The following is a 15,849-nucleotide window of genomic DNA, read 5'->3' as shown; positions in this document are numbered from 1 at the left end:
CGCCCGTTCGGCGTACAGTCGGGACGAGCGCGTATCATGAACACATGAGTGAACGACATGACGTGCTGATCGTCGGTGGTGGCCTGGTCGGTGCCAGCCTGGCCATTGCCCTGGACCGCCTGGGCCGCGACGTGGGCCTGCTCGAGGCCAGCCCGGCCGGCGAGCTGCCTGCGGTGTTCGACCAGCGCAATCTCAGTTTCGCCGCTGCCACCGTCAATGCGCTGACCGCGCTGGGGGTGATGCAGAAGCTGGCGATGGCACCGGGCCCGATCCGGCGCATCCATGTCAGTCGTGCCGGCGATTTCGGCCGTGTGCAGCTCGAAGCGGCCGATTACGACCGGCCGTGGTTCGGCCAGGTGGTGGTCGCGCGCGATTTCGGCCAGGCGCTGGAAGCGCGGCTTCAGGAGCTGCCGCGCCTGCGCCGTTACCGGCCGATGCGGTTCCTGGGACTGGGCGAGGTGGTGGACGGCTACCGCCAGGTGCGGGTGGCTGACGAGGCGGGTGAACGCGTGCTGCTGGCACGTCTGGTGGTGGGGGCCGATGGCACCACCAGCGGCGTGCGTGGCGCGCTGGGCATCGAGGTCGACCGCCATGATTTCCAGCAGACCCTGTTCGTGGCCCGCGTGCGCAGCCAGCGCGCGCCGGACGGCACGGCCTGGGAGCGGTTCACCGATACCGGCCCGACTGCCCTGCTGCCGCGTGGCGATCGTCACTTCGGCACTGTGCATGGCGTAGCGCGCGACCACGCCGATGCGGTGATGGCGCTGGACGATGCGGCGTGGCTGCAACGCCTGCAGAACGCGATCGGCTGGCGTGCCGGCCGCCTGCTCGAATCCGGTCCACGCAGTGCTTATCCGCTCATCCAGGTACTGGCGCGCGCGCTGGCCGGTGAACGCACGGTACTGCTGGGCAATGCCGCGCAGACCATTCATCCGCTGGGTGCACAGGGCTTCAACCTGGGCCTGCGCGATGCGCTGACCCTGGCCGAGCTGCTGGAGGATGCGCATGAGGATGCCGGCAGTGATGCACTGCTGCAGGCCTACGTCGCGCGCCGCGAGGAAGACCGCCGGCAGACGGTGGCGTTCTCCGGTGGGCTGGCACGCCTGACCAGCAACCCGGCGCCGCTGATGCGGCCGCTGCGCAGCCTCGGCCTGGTGGCCGCGCAACGCGCCTCTGTGCAGTCGATGCTGGTCGGTGGCGCGATGGGCTTCCGTGGCGACGTGCCGCGCCTGTGCCGTGGAGAAGCCGCATGAGCCGGCGCACGCGTCTTGATGTGGCCATCGTCGGTGGTGGCGTGGTCGGTGCCGCGTGTGCGCTGGCGCTGGCCGATGCCGGCCTGTCGGTTGCGCTGGTGGAAGGCCGTGAACCCGCGCCGTGGCAGGCCGCACAGCCTGACCTGCGCGTGTTCGCCTTTGCCGCCGACAACGTGCAGCTGTTGAACCGCCTGGGCGTGTGGCCGGCGATCGCGCAGGCCCGCGCCTGGCCCTACCGGCGCATGCAGGTGTGGGACGCGGCCGGTGGCGAGGATCTGCTGTTCGACGCTGATCGTTTCGGCCGGCGCGAACTGGGCTACATCGTCGAGAACGGCCTGCTGCAGGACCGCCTGTGGGCGGCGCTGCCGGCGGCGGGCGTGCAGCTGCACTGCCCGGCACGGGTGGAAGCACTGGAGCAGGACGAGGATGGCGTGCGCCTGCGCCTGGATGACGGTCGCCGCCTGGAAGCGGCGTTGGCGGTGGCCGCCGACGGTGCCGAATCGACCCTGCGCCAGCTGGCCGGGATCGAGGTTGAAAAGCATGACTACCACCAGCGTGGCGTGGTGGCCTACGTGGACAGCGATCTTCCCAACCAGGCCACGGCCTGGCAGCGTTTCCTGCCGAGCGGTCCACTGGCGCTGCTGCCGGTGGCCGAGCGCCGCAGCTCCATCGTCTGGACCCTGCCCGAGGATGAAGCGGCTCGCGTGCTGGCGTTGGACGAGGACAGCTTCAACCGCGAACTGACCCGCGCCTTCGCTGCACGCCTGGGCGAACTGCGTCTGGCCTCGCCGCGTGCGGCGTTCCCGCTGCGCCGCCAGCTGGCCCGTCACTATGTGGCCGGCCGGGTGCTGGCGCTGGGCGATGCCGCACATGTGGTGCATCCGCTGGCCGGGCAGGGCGTGAACCTGGGGCTGCGCGATGCCGCCGCCCTGCAGCAGTGGCTGGCGCCGTCCGCCGAGCGTCGGGGCCAGCCGCGGCTGTCGCCCCAGCGCCTGCAGCGCTGGGCGCGCGAACGGCGCAGCGACAACCACATCGCCGCCTACAGCTTCGATGCGATCAACCGCCTGTTCTCCAATGACGAAATGCACCTGACCCTGGCCCGCGGTCGTGCGCTGGGCTGTGTCGGCAAATGGCCGCCGCTGGTGCAGGCGTTCTGGAAGCGCGCCGCTGGGGTGTAAGCGGAATACATGCCGCACGACGCTTCCGGCATCAGTGAACAAAAAAGGGGACGGAGGGGATCAAGTCGTTTGTGCCACAAACGACTTGATCCCCTCCGTCCCTTTTTTCAGTCGACCAGCCAACCGGCCAGGTCTGCACGATCCAGCTTGCCGCGACGCTTCACGTCCAATGCATTGAACTCATCGGCCAGCGCCGGGTTGGCCTGTGCTTCCTCGCGGCTGATGAAACCATCGCCGTTCACATCCAGCGCGGCGAAGTGGATGCGGTACTGGCCGACCACGCTGCTCGGTTCCAGCGAACGCACGGTCACCTGTGCCTCGCCAGCTGGTCGTGCAATCTCGACGCTGCCGCTGACCCGGCCAGCATCCAGCGGTTGCTGGCGGATCGCGCCGCCGGTGGGGCCCAGCGGCTGGCTCTGCGCAGGGGTGTGCGGCAGGTGCTGGGCCGTGGCCGGTGCGGCTGCCAGCAAAGTGATCAGCAGGGTGAGCGAGTGGTAGCGCATGGTTCCGTTCCCCGGTAGCGCCGGGCCATGCCCGGCGGATGCAATGGGTTCAGCGCAGCGGCGAGGCCAGCACCGTGATTTCTTCCCGATCGTGATACAGCTGCTTGGCGCGTACCACCAGTGGCCTGCCGGCCTGGTCCTGGAACAAGTCCAGGCACAGCCGGGTCTCGTCCCAGCGCTTCTTCATCGGCAGCTTCAGGTTGAAGATCGCGTGCCGGCACCAGCCTTCGCGGAACCAGGTGGCCATGCGTTCGGCCACGCGCCGCGGCTGCTCGACCATGTCGCAGACCATCCAGTCCAGCGGCTGCTCCGGATGCCAGTGGAAGCCATCGGCGCGCAGGTGCTCGACCAGGCCGGTGTCCAGCACGTGCTGGCGCAGCGGACCGTTGTCGATGCTCAGTACGTGCATGTGCTGGCGGGTCAGCACCCAGGTCCAGCCGCCCGGTGCGGCGCCCAGGTCGGCCGCACGCATGCCGGGCTTGGCCAGCGCTTCGCGCTCTTCCGGCGTCAGCAGGGTCAGCAGCGCTTCGTCCAGCTTCAGCGCCGAACGCGAAGGCGCTTCGGGCAGCAGCTTCAGGCGCGGGATGCCCAGCGCCCACGGCGCGCTGTCGGCCGGGTCGGCCACGCAGACGAAGGCGTGGGTACCGTCGACGAACACCACGTGCAGGCGCGGCAGGCGCGTATTGGGCTTGTCGGTCAGCTTGCCGGCCTTGCGCAGCGCCGGGCGCAGTGCATTGCCGAAGGCACGGGCCAACCCGGACAGCGGCTTGCCGGCGTCCGAATCGGGGTGCTCCACCCACAGGTCACCGAAGCGCGGCGCATCGGCCAGCACCTCCAGCATCGGGGTGATCCGGTCAGCCGGGTCCAGCTGCGGCAGCTCGGCCAGTACCACCAGCTTCTGCCGCGCGAAGATCAGCTCGCGCCAGCGCAGGCGCGGTGCCAGCGCAGCCGCCTCGTCGCACATGAACAGCACGTAGCCGTTATTGCGCTGGGTGCGCGCGTAGCCGGCGAAACCGGCTTCACCGGCGCGGAACTGCAGCTCGCCGGCCAGCTCGGGCTCGAAGCCCTGGCGGCACAGGCACAGCAGGCCGATGCCGGTTTCAGTAACGGGCGCCATCGCTTTCCCCATAGGCACGCAGCACGCTGCGCGCAGCGTCGCGGTTCAAGCCCTGCACGACTTCGATGCCGCGCTTGTTGAGTTCACCCACCCAGTCCGCCGGCAGCGGGCCTTCGTCGAACGGAGTCAGTTCCTCGACGTCGGCCGAGTTGGCGCCGATCAGCAGGCGGTCGATGCCGGCCCACACGGTGGCGCCGTAGCACTGGCAGCACGGCTGCGAGCTGGTGGCCAGGGTGACCGGCGACAGCACCGCGTTCAGGCGCGGGGTCTGCAGGCGCTGCTGGGCCAGCATGTAGGCCATGTTCTCGGCGTGCGCCAGCGAGGTCGCATGCGGCATCACCCGGTTCACGCCGGCGGCGATGACCTTGTCATCCGGGCCGAACACCACGGCACCGAACGGGCCGCCACTGGCGTGTTCGACGTTCAGCCGCGACAGCTCGATCGCCAGCGCGACCTTGGCTTCATCGCCCGGATATCGACGATCCAGGTCGATCTGGTCGTGGATCCAGGCGGGAAGGGTCAGGTGGACTTGCGCGTACAGCATCGCGGGGGTGCCTCGTAGTGGGATGGAGGAAAGTGCGGTTGCTTGGGAAACCGGCGCGCAGTGTAGCTGCACCGGCCTGTATCGGGTGTGGCGGCGGATCAGCCCGGTGAACCGGTACGGATCACCACGTACTGCTTGCGGAATTCCAGCCCGGCCGGCGGCCAGCTGGCCGCGTAGGCGCGCAGCAGGGGAAGGGCGCCGGCGAAGTCGTGGCCGTTGACCCGGCAATCGGCCTCGCACAGGCCATCGGCATCGCGCGAGGCGAACAGGCGGATGGCAAGGAACTGGCGCGCCTTCAGCAGGTCGTCGAAGGCGTCCATGCTCTTGGTGAACAGACAGCAGGGGCAGGAACCGTGGTCGTCCTCGCTGCAGGTGGAGGCATCCACCTCCTGCGCGCGGTAGTGCGCCAACGGCCCCAGCACCACGGTGCGTTCGTGTTCCTCGCCGTCGTCGCTGGCCGGATAGGTCAGGCCCAGCATCGGCAGGCCCTGTGCATCTTCGGCGCCGATCGCGGTCTGCAGGGTCGCCAGATCCACCCGCACCCAGGTCTGGAAGCCGGACAGCAGCGACGCCTGCTCATCGGCACCGTTGGCGTGCTGGTACTCGAACAGGCCATCGGCGAACAGCACGGGGTGCTCGATCTCGATGACCGTGGAGGTCTGCCACCCGCCGTTGTCGCGCGCGTGTGCCGCCATCGCATGCGGTGTCAGGCGCAGGCCGCTGTCCAGCAGCAGCGCGCCGCCGTCGACGCGACTGGCGATGCCGGCGTCCTGCAGGACCTGCTGCAGCAGCGGGAGGAGGGCGGCGGAGGTCGTGGTCATGTCAGGCCTGTGGGTGGATGGGGTGAAACATCCAGGCAGGGCCTGGGGATCTAGCGGTCGAGCGCGTCGAGTTCGGCGCGATATCGCAGCGCGTCGGGCTGCTGCTGCGGATCGTTGCCGTGGTCGCGCAGCCAGGTTTCCAGCTCGCGGCGATAGTCCGCGCGGAAACCGGCATTGCCTGGGCTGAAGTGCAGCTTGCGTGCCGCCACCTCCACGCGCTCGCGCGCAGTGGCACGGGCCTGGGCGATGCCGTGCGGGGATTCGTTGGTGAGGATGACGAAGTTGCGCGGGAAACCCGGCGTGTACTTCACCACGAATGGCTGGTCGGGCGCCGGGATGCGGATCGCGTTCTCCAGCGGCCACAGCGAGGCGGTGTTGGTGTGGAACACCACTTCCACATCGCGGCCTTCGGCAGTGCGCAGTACCGCTTCGTAGCGCCAGATGTACTGCTCGTTCATCGTCGAGCTGGTCCGCTCGGACTTCACGATCACCGCTTCACCGCGCTCGCCCACCACGTTGAGGAAGGCGGCGTTGAGAAAGTGGCCGAGGAAGATGTTGAGCATCGCCAGCGGGAACACCACGATGGCGTAGCCCGGAAAGCGCCGCCACCACGAGACCAGCCCGGCCAGCACCATCGCCGAAAAGAACGTCAGCAGCGGATGCTGCGAGATGAACCAGAGCAGGGCGGAAAGGGCGGTGATCATCGTAGGGTTCGTGCGGGCGCCTTCCCGGCGCCCGCGCAGGTCCTCAGGCCGACCAGGTGTCGCGCAGGGTCACGCTGCGGTTGAACACCGGCTTGGCCTCGGTGTGGTCGCGGCGGTCGGCCACGAAGTAGCCGGTACGCTCGAACTGGAACGACTGCTCCGGCGCGGCGCTGGCCGCGGCCGGCTCGACATAGCCGGTGACGGTGCGGCGCGATTCCGGGTTGAGGTAGTCGCGGTAGGTCTTGCCTTCCGATTCGTCGTCCGGATTGGCCACCGAGAACAGGCGGTCATACAGGCGGATCTCGGCCGGCACACCGTGCACGGCGCTGACCCAATGGATGGTGCCCTTGACCTTGCGGTTGGCGCCTTCCATGCCCGGACGCGATTCCGGATCCAGCCAGCCGCGCAGCTCGGTGATGGTGCCGTCGGCATCCTTGATCACTTCGTCGCAGCGGATGATGCCGGCGCCGCGCAGGCGCACTTCGCCACCCGGGACCAGGCGCTTCCAGCCCTTCGGCGGTACTTCGGCGAAGTCCTCGCGGTCGATCCACACTTCGCGTGCGAACGGTACTTCGCGGCTGCCGAAGCTCTCGTCCTTCGGGTGGTTGCTGAAGGTCAGCTGTTCTTCGTGGCCTTCCGGCAGGTTGGTCAGCACCAGCTTGACCGGATCGATCACCGCCATGCGGCGCGGCGCGGCACTGTCCAGGTCTTCGCGCAGCGCGCCTTCCAGCACGCTGAAGTCGATCAGCGAGTTCTGCTTGCTGATGCCCACGCGTTCGGCGAACAGGCGCATCGCCGCAGGGGTATAGCCACGGCGACGCAGGCCCTGCAGGGTCGGCATGCGCGGGTCTTCCCAGCCGTCCACCAGCTGTTCGGTGACCAGCGCCATCAGCTTGCGCTTGCTCATCACCGTGTAGTTGATGTTCAGGCGCGAGAACTCGATCTGGCGCGGCTTGGCTGCTTCGCGCGGCAGGCCGGCGTCGACCAGCGGTTGGGTCAGCGCATCGTCATGGGCGAAATCGACGTTGTCCACACACCAGTCGTACAGCGGGCGGTGGTCTTCGAATTCCAGCGTGCACAACGAGTGGGTGATGCCCTCGATCGAATCACCCAGCGCATGGGCGAAGTCGTACATCGGGTAGATCGGCCACGCGTTGCCGGTGTTCTGGTGCTCGACGTGCTTGATGCGGTACAGCGCCGGATCGCGCAGGTTGATGTTGCCGCTGGCCATGTCGATCTTGGCGCGCAGGGTACGCGCGCCATCCGGGAATTCACCGGCCCGCATGCGGCGGAACAGGTCGAGGTTTTCCTCGACGCTGCGGTCGCGCCACGGCGACGGGCGGCCCGGCTCGGTCAGGGTGCCGCGGTAAGCGCGCACTTCCTCGGCCGACAGGTCGCAGACATAGGCCTTGCCCTGTTCGATCAGCTTCTCGGCGGCCAGGTAATAAGTCTGGAAGTAGTCCGAGGCGTGGCGCAGCTCGTTCCAGCTGAAGCCAAGCCAGCGCACGTCGTCCTGGATCGCGGCCACGTATTCCGGATCTTCCTTGGCCGGGTTGGTGTCGTCGAAACGCAGGTTGCAGACGCCGCTGAATTCACCGGCGATGCCGAAGTTCAGGCAGATCGACTTGGCGTGGCCGATGTGCAGGTAGCCGTTCGGCTCCGGCGGGAAGCGGGTCTTGATCGCCTGGTGCTTTCCGCTGGCCAGGTCCTCGCGCACGATCTGGCGGATGAAATCGCGCTTTTCGTGGCTGTCGGCGGGGGTCTCGGGGCTGGCGGGGGTGTGCTCGGACATGAGTCGGCGAAAAGAAAGGCAGAAAGACCAACAGTCTAGCGCGTACGGGGCAGGGCTGCCCGGTAGGGCTGGCCGGCGGAATGGTCACGCGCCGTCACCACCACCATTCAGCCCCCGGGCGTATGCTGGACCCCATGTCCCATGGAGCCGCCGCATGCACATCGTGTACAAGGCCGACAACCTGTTCGACGCCCACCTGGTCAAGCACGCGCTGGAAGATGCCGGCATCCCGGCCTTCGTGTTCGGCGAGTCGCTGCTGGGTGGCATGGGCGAGCTGCCGCTGTTCGGCGTGCTGCGGGTGGGCATCCCCGACGCGGCGCGGCCGCAGGCCGAGGACATCGTGGCGGCGCTGGACTTGGGCCACGCACCGGACGCCCCCATCTCAGATGCAGACGACATAGCCGGACTTCCGGCGTAGGAGCGCATCATGTTGGGAATTGGCCAGGGCATCCTCGGCATCGGCGCCTTCAAGCAGCGCCTGCCGCGCCCGGAAGAAGCACTGCCGGGGCGTGACCAACCGCTGCCGCTGCACAGCAACCAGCACTTCGTGAACAGCCATCCGCTGAAGGACCGTTTCGCCGGCCTGCAGCAGATCCGTTTCGCGCTGGGCTGCTTCTGGGGCGCCGAGCGCAAGTTCTGGGCCGAACCGGGCGTGTACAGCACCTCGGTCGGCTATGCCGGCGGCATTACCCCGAACCCGACCTATGAAGAGGTCTGCTCGGGCCTGACCGGCCACACCGAAGTGGTGCAGGTGGTGTTCGACCCGGCGGTGGTGAGCCTGGAGCGGCTGCTTCAGCTGTTCTGGGAGAGCCACGACCCGACCCAGGGCATGCGCCAGGGCAACGACACCGGCACCCAGTACCGCTCGGCGATCCACGCCACCGACGAGTCGCAGTACAAGGCAGCGCTGGCCAGCCGCGAGGCCTACCAGGCGCAGCTGGACGCGGCTGGCTACGGCCCGATCACCACCGAGATCGTGTATCCGGCGCCTGAGTATTACTACGCCGAGGATTACCACCAGCAGTACCTGGCGAAGAACCCGAACGGTTACTGCGGGATTGGTGGCACCGGCGTGAGCTGCCCGATCGGGTTGGATGTGGAGGCGCCGCGCTGACGCGCGGTGGTCCGCCTGCGGCGGGCAACGTCAACGGCTGAAAGCCAAAGCCAAAGCGGCTCTGGGTTGCTGCTTGTTGGGTGGGGCGGTGTGGGTTGGCAGGACACGCCGTAAACCCATCCATGGGGGCTCGATGGCGCCTTGCTCGTGTGCGCTGTCCTGCGCACACGGCAAGACCGGGGTTGGGCGTCCTGCCCAACCCGCCAGAGGCATGCCTCGGGCCCATGGCGCCAACGGTCCTGCCAGCCGCCCCCGTCCCCCCTTCGACAGTTTCCCGGTGACGGTGGGAAAGAGCATTGGGTTACTGACGAACTGATGGAAAACAAAAAGGACGCGGCGTTCGCCGCGTCCTTTTTGTTTGGTTCTGCATTGCCCTTGTAGAGCCGAGCCATGCTCGGCTCCGAGCAAGCGAAGCGCGCGACCCGCTGTTGCTCTTCTTTCCTTCTTCCGTGGCGGGCGGCCGCAGGAAACTGTCGAAGGCAGGGTGGGTAGGCCGTGCAGGGGCGTGAGCCGCATGGATGCGGCGACCGAGCTTACAGGGACGTACTTGCAGCGTCCCCTGCACGGCCTACCCACCCTGCCAACCACATGACCCGCTCTTCGCGACCAAGCCCCCCGCCACGAGGGGCTCAGCCGTTGGCCGGAATCACAGTGCCGCGCGGATCCGCTCGCGCAGTGCTTCCAGATCCTTGGCAAACGCCTCGATACCGGTTGCCAGCTTCTCGGTCGCCATCGGATCGGCCGCCAGATCCGCCGCGAACTTCGCTGCATCGATCGGGGTCACCGCCACGCCGTCGGCGGCACCGGCCACCAGCTTGCGCGGCAGCTCGCCGTGGTCGGCGTCCAGCTTCTCCAGCAGGTCCGGCGAAATCGTCAGGCGGTCGCAGCCGGCCAGTGCTTCGATCTGCGCGGTCGAACGGAACGAGGCACCCATCACCACCGTCGACGAACCGCGACGCTTGAATTCGGCATACACGCCACGCACGAACTTCACGCCCGGGTCTTCGTCGATGCTGGCCGGGGTCTGGCCGTTGGCCACGTACCAATCGAGGATGCGGCCGACGAACGGCGAGATCAGGAACGCGCCGGCTTCGCTGCAGGCCAGCGCCTGGGTCGGGTTGAAGATCAGGGTCAGGTTGCAGTCGATACCCTCGGCCTGCAGGATGCGCGCGGCTTCCACGCCTTCCCAGGTCGCGGCGATCTTGATCAGGATCTTCTCGCGCGGCACGCCTGCATCAGCGTACATCTGGATGAACTGGCGGGCCTTGGCCACGGTGGTGGCGGTGTCGTAAGCCTGGTCGGCATCCACTTCGGTGGACACGCGGCCCGGTACCAGCGTGCTCAGCAGCGCGCCGACGCCGATGGTCAGGCGGTCGGCCACGGCATGCACCACGGCTTCGCGGTCGCCACTCTGCTGGCGGCCCCAGGCCAGTTCGCGTTCGATCAGCTCGGCGTAGACCGGCAGGTCCAGCGCCTTCTTCACCAGGGTCGGGTTGGTGGTGCAGTCCACCGGCTGCAGGCGCTTGATGGCGTCGTAGTCACCGGTATCGGCAACGACCACGGACAGTTCGCGCAGCTGGGACAGTTTGGACGGGGTACTCATTACGGCTCCTGGTGCAGGGGGATCGAATCGCGCGCGGTGCGCAGCGGTAATCAGGGGCGGTCGTTGTGGACCGCGGTCACGCGCAAGCGCAGCTTGCGGCCGCCGGGCGCGTTCCAGTCGATGCTCTGGCCGATCGAAAGGCCGAGCAGGGCACTGCCGACCGGGGCCAGCACGGAAACCTTGCCTTCATCGACGTTGGCTTCGCGGGGGAAGACCAGGGTCAGGACGTGCTTCTCGCCCGAGACTTCATCTTCGCACTCCACGCGCGAATGCATCATGACGATGCCTTCGGGAATCTGGTCCGGTGCCAGCACGGTGGCACGGTTGAGTTCTTCAGCAAGCGCGAGCGCGGCAGGCGTCTGGCTCAGCGCAGGGGATTCGAGCATGGCGTCCAGGCGGTCCATGTCGAAGGTGGAAACGGTGATCGACGGCGGCAGGCCGCTGGCGGTACTCATGGTGAAGCTCCTTGGTTGAAAGCCATGCAAAAGGCGGCACCTGCTGGCGCCGCCTGTCTGTATTGTGGGGACAAATGCGGCCGGAATCGACTCCTGCCGATTCCAGGCCGGTACTGCGGGGGCTCAGCCGTTCAGCGCGGGGCCGGGCAGGGCGGCAGTGTCGCCGGCGGTGTTGACCGCCTCCAGGGTGAACAGCGCCTGCGGCAGGCGCTTGAACTGGTCGGCCAGCTCCATCAGGAAGTCGTTCATGGCCGAGCTGCGGCGCCAGATCATGGCGATGCGGCGGCTGGGACGGCCTTCGCCGGTGAAATCGAGCAGGCGGATGTTGTTCGAGCGCGGGACCGGCGGTTGCACCGACAGGCTCGGCAGCAGGGTGATGCCGACGTCGGCGGCAACCATCTGCCGCAGCGTCTCCAGGCTGGTGGCGCGGAACTCGGACTTCTCGTTGGCGCCGAACAGGCGGCAGACTTCCAGTGCCTGGTCGCGCAGGCAATGCCCGTCTTCCAGCAGCAGCAGCTTCTGCGTGGCCAGTTCCTGCACGTCCAGGTGTTCGCGGCGGGCCAGCGGGTGGCGCCCGGAAACAGCCAGCAGGAACGGTTCTTCGAACAGGAACTCGGCGTGCAGCTGGTCGTCGATCACCGGCAGGGCCAGCAGCGCAGCATCGAGTTTGCCTTCGCGCAGGCGGTCGAGCAGCACATCGCTCTTTTCCTCGACCAGCAGCAGTTCCAGCTCCGGGAAGCGATCGCGGATGCGCGGGATCACATGCGGCAGCAGGTACGGGCCCAGGGTCGGGAAGATCCCCAGGCGCACCGTACCGGCTTCCGGGTCGCGGCTGCGTCGCGCCGCTTCCTTCAGCTGTTCCACTTCGGACACGATCACCCGCGCCCGCGCGGCAGCCTCCTGGCCGGCCGGGGTCAGCATCACCTTGCGCGGTGCGCGTTCCACCAGCGGCAGGCCCAGCTCTTCTTCCAGCTTGCGGATCTGCGTGGACAGCGTTGGCTGGCTGACGAAGCAGGAGGCGGCAGCCCGGCCGAAATGCTTGTGGTCGGCCAGGGCTACCAGGTACTTCAGATCACGTAGGTTCATCCTTACACCCCAGGGGTAACGGACCGGCTGACGGCGTGGTTACCCGACAGGCAGACAATGTTCCCGGTGATCTGGGAACGGTGGATCAGGCAGCTTCAGCAACGGCACCGCTGCTGCTGCTCACCGACGAGCGGATCAGGTGGTCGAACGCGCTCAGTGCGGCGGTCGAACCGGCGCCCATGGCGATGATGATCTGCTTGTAGGGTACCGTCGTGCAATCGCCAGCAGCGAACACACCCGGCAGGTTGGTCTGGCCGCGGTCGTCGATGACGACCTCGCCACGCGGCGACAGCGCCACGGTGTCCTTCAGCCACTCGGTGTTGGGCAGCAGGCCGATCTGCACGAAGATGCCTTCCAGCTCGACGCGGTGGGCGTCGCCGCCGACGCGGTCCTTGTAGACCAGGCCGGTGACACGGCTGCCGTCGCCCAGCACCTCGGTGGTCTGTGCGCTGGTCAGCACGGTGACGTTGGCCAGGCTGCGCAGCTTCTTCTGCAGTACTTCATCGGCGCGCAGGCTGGAATCGAATTCCAGCAGGGTCACATGCGACACGATGCCGGCCAGGTCGATGGCCGCTTCCACGCCGGAGTTGCCGCCGCCGATCACCGCCACGCGCTTGCCCTTGAACAGCGGGCCATCGCAGTGCGGGCAGTAGGCCACGCCCTTGTTGCGGTACTGGTCCTCGCCCGGCACGTTCATCTGCCGCCAGCGTGCGCCGGTGGACAGGATCACCGAACGCGACTTCAGCACCGCGCCGTTCTCCAGCTGCACCTGCACCAGGCCGTCATCACCGGCCGGCACCAGCGCGCTGGCGCGCTGCAGGTTCATGATGTCCACCTCGTACTCGCGCACGTGCTGTTCCAGCGCCGTGGCCAGCTTCGGGCCTTCGGTCTCCTTCACCGAAATGAAGTTCTCGATCGCCATGGTGTCCAGCACCTGGCCACCGAAACGCTCGGCGGCGATGCCGGTGCGGATGCCCTTGCGTGCGGCGTAGATCGCTGCTGCCGCACCAGCCGGGCCTCCGCCCACCACCAGCACGTCGAAGGCGTCCTTGGCGGCGATCTTCTCGGCATCGCGCTTGCTGGCATTGGTGTCCAGCTTGGCCACGATCTGCTCGAGGGTCATGCGGCCCTGGTCGAACACTTCACCGTTGAGGTAAACGGTCGGCACCGACATGATCTCGCGCTTCTCGACTTCGTCCTGGAACAGGGCACCGTCGATGGCCACGTGCTGGATGCGCGGGTTGAGCACCGCCGCCAGGTTCAGCGCCTGCACCACGTCCGGGCAGTTCTGGCAGGACAGCGAGAAGTAGGTTTCGAACCGGTACTCGCCTTCCAGGTTCTGCACCTGCTCGATCAGCTCGGCGGTGGCCTTGGACGGGTGGCCGCCCACCTGCAGCAGGGCCAGCACCAGCGAGGTGAACTCGTGGCCCATCGGCAGGCCGGCGAAGGTCAGGTGGATATCCTGGCCCGGCGTGCCCAGGTCGAACGAGGGCACGCGGCCCTGGCCGTCACGCAGCACCTGCAGCGAGATCTTGTCCGACAGGCTTTCCAGGGTCTGCAGCAGTTCCAGCATTTCCTGCGACTTGGCGCCGTCGTCGGCGTGCGCGGTGATCTGGATCGGGCGGGTCACGCGCTCCAGATAGGTCTTCAGCTGCGACTGCAGGTTGGCGTCCAACATCGGGTCATCTCCTGGCTTCAGGCAAACAGGGGGCGTGGCACCGCTGTAGAAGGTAGCGGACCAGCAGGGGGTAGGGGTGAACCCAAGACAGCGACCGTGGAAGGGGCTGGCTGGCCAAGGCTGGCGCGCGTTGGCTGTCTTGGGTTCACCCCCACGCCGGCGGGGGGACCGGCACGGGGATGAAAGGCGCGCCGTGGCGTGGGGCCACGGCAGGCCGGTACTGCGTTAGATCTTGCCGACCAGGTCCAGCGACGGGGTCAGGGTCTTCTCGCCTTCCTTCCACTTGGCCGGGCAGACCTGGTTCGGGTTGGCGGCGGTGAACTGGGCAGCCTTCAGCTTGCGCAGGGTCTCGGACACGTCACGGGCGATCTCGTTGGAGTGGATCTCCAGGGTCTTGATCACGCCTTCCGGGTTGATGATGAAGGTGCCGCGCAGGGCCAGGCCTTCTTCCGGAATGTGCACGCCGAAGGCATTGGTGAGCTGGTGGGTCGGGTCGCCGACCAGCGGGAACTGGGCCTTGCCGACGGCCGGCGAGGTTTCGTGCCACACCTTGTGCGAGAAGTGGGTGTCGGTGGTGACGATGTAGACCTCGGCGCCGGCCTTCTTGAACTCGGCGTAATGGTCAGCCGCGTCCTCGATCTCGGTCGGGCAGTTGAAGGTGAAGGCGGCCGGCATGAAGATCAGGACGGACCACTGGCCCTTCAGGCTGGCGTCGGAAACCTTGATGAACTCGCCATTGTGGTAAGCGTTGGCTTCGAACGGCTGGATCTGGGTGTTGATCAGGGACATCGTTTTTCCTCTGGTGAAGGGGAGTGGGTGAATCGACAGGAGCTAGGTTACCGACTCGCTGGCGATAAGAACAATCCATTGATTGCATCTATTCGATAGATGGAGTCTATCAAATGGCCATGAGCCGGCACTGAACCTTGCTGCTCCCATCCTGCAACTGCCTGTATGACAAGGAAAATCTTTCCCGGCAGGTGAATGCGGCCGATAGCCCGTCCTTATTCCGTTCGCCAGAACCTGAACGGATTCCGCTGTTGTAGAGCCGAGCCTACGCTCGGTTGCGGATCTGTAGAGCCGAGCCCACGCTCGGCTGTCCCAGAAGCAGCCGAGCATGGGCTCGGCTCTACAATTGAGGCATGTCTTCCCAAACCGAACCCACCCTGCGCCAGATCGTGGCCGAGGCCAGCGCCCGCCTGGGCGGCATCGACGCCCGCCACGAGGCCGAACTGCTGCTGCTGCACGTACTGGAGCGCCCGCGCAGCTGGTTGTTCGCGCACGCCACCGACCCGCTGCCGTCCACCGATCAGGCCACCTTCGAAGCACTGCTGGCCCGCCGCGTGGCCGGTGAGCCGGTGGCCTACCTGACCGGCCGCCGCGGTTTCTGGACGCTGGACCTGGAGGTCGACCCGGCCACGCTGATTCCGCGCCCGGAAACCGAGCTGCTGGTGGAACTGGCGCTCGAGCGCCTGCCGGCCGATCGCGACCTGCAGGTGGCCGACCTCGGCACCGGCAGCGGTGCGATCGCCTTGGCGCTGGCCAGCGAGCGGCCGCAGGCGCAGGTGCTGGCCACCGATGCCAGCCCGGGCGCGCTGGCCGTGGCCAAGCGCAACGCCGCGCGCCATGAACTGCGCAACGTGCGCTTCGCCGAGGGCGGGCACGACTGGTATGCGCCGCTGCAGGGCGCGCGTTTCGACCTGATTGCCAGCAACCCACCGTACATCGCCAGCGACGACCCGCACCTGGAACAGGGTGACCTGCGCTTCGAACCGGCCACCGCGCTGGCCTCGGGTCCGGATGGCCTGGATGACATCCGCCGCATCGTCGACGGTGGCCAGGCCCACCTGCTGCCTGATGGTTGGCTGCTGATCGAGCACGGTTGGGACCAGGGCGAGGCGATCCGCGCGCTGTTCGACGCGGCGCGTTTTACCGAGGTGCAGACCGTGCAGGACCTGGAGCAGCGCGACCGCATCACCCTGGGCCGGCGTCCGGCCTAGA

General features: G+C 67.5%; 16 protein-coding genes. 5 read left to right on the top strand and 11 right to left on the bottom strand.

All coding sequences use genetic code 11. The annotated features are described in order from the left end of the window. Positions 1-44: 44 nt before the first annotated feature. Positions 45-1,253 carry a 2-octaprenyl-6-methoxyphenyl hydroxylase gene (ubiH, locus tag ARC63_RS14890; RefSeq protein ID WP_019338106.1) on the top strand — a complete coding sequence of 403 codons (1,209 nt, stop codon included), beginning with the start codon at positions 45-47 and terminating at the stop codon, positions 1,251-1,253. Continuing rightward, on the top strand, positions 1,250-2,431 hold the full coding sequence (locus tag ARC63_RS14885) for a UbiH/UbiF family hydroxylase (protein ID WP_057503665.1): 1,182 nt from the start codon (positions 1,250-1,252) through the stop codon (positions 2,429-2,431). Before ubiH ends, ARC63_RS14885 begins: the two co-directional genes overlap by 4 nt. Before the next feature lie 107 nt (positions 2,432-2,538). Here the strand turns inward: ARC63_RS14885 and ARC63_RS14880 are convergent, their stop codons facing one another. The 6 genes from ARC63_RS14880 to ARC63_RS14855 all read right to left on the bottom strand — a co-directional run bounded on the left by ARC63_RS14880 (position 2,539) and on the right by ARC63_RS14855 (position 7,912). Continuing rightward, entirely contained in the window at positions 2,539-2,934 is a 396-nt protein-coding gene (locus ARC63_RS14880; protein ID WP_057503664.1) for an EF-hand domain-containing protein, read from the bottom strand. Between the two features lie 49 nt (positions 2,935-2,983). Continuing rightward, complete coding sequence (gene rlmM / locus ARC63_RS14875) at positions 2,984-4,051, bottom strand: 23S rRNA (cytidine(2498)-2'-O)-methyltransferase RlmM (protein WP_057503673.1); 1,068 nt, start codon at positions 4,049-4,051, stop codon at positions 2,984-2,986. Next, positions 4,035-4,595, bottom strand: coding sequence for a nucleoside deaminase (locus ARC63_RS14870; RefSeq protein ID WP_004154307.1), 561 nt, complete (start codon positions 4,593-4,595; stop codon positions 4,035-4,037). The genes rlmM and ARC63_RS14870 overlap by 17 nt, the downstream gene beginning before the upstream one ends. A gap of 98 nt (positions 4,596-4,693) precedes the next feature. Beyond that, positions 4,694-5,416 carry a DUF6348 family protein gene (locus ARC63_RS14865; RefSeq protein WP_057503663.1) on the bottom strand — a complete coding sequence of 241 codons (723 nt, stop codon included), beginning with the start codon at positions 5,414-5,416 and terminating at the stop codon, positions 4,694-4,696. Between the two features lie 50 nt (positions 5,417-5,466). Next, a complete protein-coding gene (locus ARC63_RS14860) occupies positions 5,467-6,120 on the bottom strand; it encodes a membrane protein (RefSeq protein ID WP_010481813.1) in 654 nt (217 codons plus the stop codon). Positions 6,121-6,163: 43 nt separating this feature from the next. Continuing rightward, complete coding sequence (locus ARC63_RS14855; RefSeq protein WP_019337032.1) at positions 6,164-7,912, bottom strand: glutamine--tRNA ligase/YqeY domain fusion protein; 1,749 nt, start codon at positions 7,910-7,912, stop codon at positions 6,164-6,166. A 154-nt stretch (positions 7,913-8,066) separates the two neighbouring features. Here ARC63_RS14855 and ARC63_RS14850 point away from each other — a divergent pair, with 154 nt between their 5' ends. Together ARC63_RS14850 and msrA are read left to right on the top strand one after the other, a co-directional pair. After that, positions 8,067-8,330: a putative signal transducing protein gene (locus ARC63_RS14850; RefSeq protein WP_010481810.1), complete on the top strand. Its 264-nt coding sequence runs from the start codon at positions 8,067-8,069 to the stop codon at positions 8,328-8,330. A 30-nt stretch (positions 8,331-8,360) separates the two neighbouring features. Further along, the gene (gene msrA / locus ARC63_RS14845) at positions 8,361-9,026 is read left to right on the top strand and encodes a peptide-methionine (S)-S-oxide reductase MsrA (protein ID WP_057503672.1); all 666 of its coding nucleotides are present in this window, start codon (positions 8,361-8,363) and stop codon (positions 9,024-9,026) included. A gap of 646 nt (positions 9,027-9,672) precedes the next feature. Here msrA and ARC63_RS14840 read toward each other — a convergent pair. The 5 genes from ARC63_RS14840 to ahpC all read right to left on the bottom strand — a co-directional run bounded on the left by ARC63_RS14840 (position 9,673) and on the right by ahpC (position 14,637). Next, the gene (locus tag ARC63_RS14840; protein WP_057503662.1) at positions 9,673-10,629 is read right to left on the bottom strand and encodes a transaldolase; all 957 of its coding nucleotides are present in this window, start codon (positions 10,627-10,629) and stop codon (positions 9,673-9,675) included. A 50-nt stretch (positions 10,630-10,679) separates the two neighbouring features. Further along, positions 10,680-11,084 (bottom strand): nucleoside diphosphate kinase regulator, encoded by a 405-nt coding sequence (gene rnk, locus ARC63_RS14835; protein WP_005408156.1) that lies wholly within the window; start codon positions 11,082-11,084, stop codon positions 10,680-10,682. A 123-nt stretch (positions 11,085-11,207) separates the two neighbouring features. After that, on the bottom strand, positions 11,208-12,170 hold the full coding sequence (locus tag ARC63_RS14830; RefSeq protein WP_010481807.1) for a LysR substrate-binding domain-containing protein: 963 nt from the start codon (positions 12,168-12,170) through the stop codon (positions 11,208-11,210). Positions 12,171-12,255: 85 nt separating this feature from the next. Further along, positions 12,256-13,848 carry an alkyl hydroperoxide reductase subunit F gene (gene ahpF, locus ARC63_RS14825; RefSeq protein ID WP_057503661.1) on the bottom strand — a complete coding sequence of 531 codons (1,593 nt, stop codon included), beginning with the start codon at positions 13,846-13,848 and terminating at the stop codon, positions 12,256-12,258. A 225-nt stretch (positions 13,849-14,073) separates the two neighbouring features. Next, a complete protein-coding gene (gene ahpC, locus ARC63_RS14820) occupies positions 14,074-14,637 on the bottom strand; it encodes an alkyl hydroperoxide reductase subunit C (protein ID WP_005408159.1) in 564 nt (187 codons plus the stop codon). 353 nt (positions 14,638-14,990) lie between these two features. Here ahpC and prmC point away from each other — a divergent pair, with 353 nt between their 5' ends. Beyond that, on the top strand, positions 14,991-15,848 hold the full coding sequence (gene prmC / locus ARC63_RS14815; protein ID WP_057503660.1) for a peptide chain release factor N(5)-glutamine methyltransferase: 858 nt from the start codon (positions 14,991-14,993) through the stop codon (positions 15,846-15,848). The last annotated feature ends 1 nt before the right edge of the window (position 15,849 follow it).

This window comes from Stenotrophomonas geniculata ATCC 19374 = JCM 13324, from assembly GCF_001431625.1.
Lineage (GTDB): Bacteria > Pseudomonadota > Gammaproteobacteria > Xanthomonadales > Xanthomonadaceae > Stenotrophomonas > Stenotrophomonas geniculata.
The sequence above is the reverse complement of the archived record's forward strand: the minus strand, read 5'-3'. Positions and strand labels throughout refer to the sequence as shown.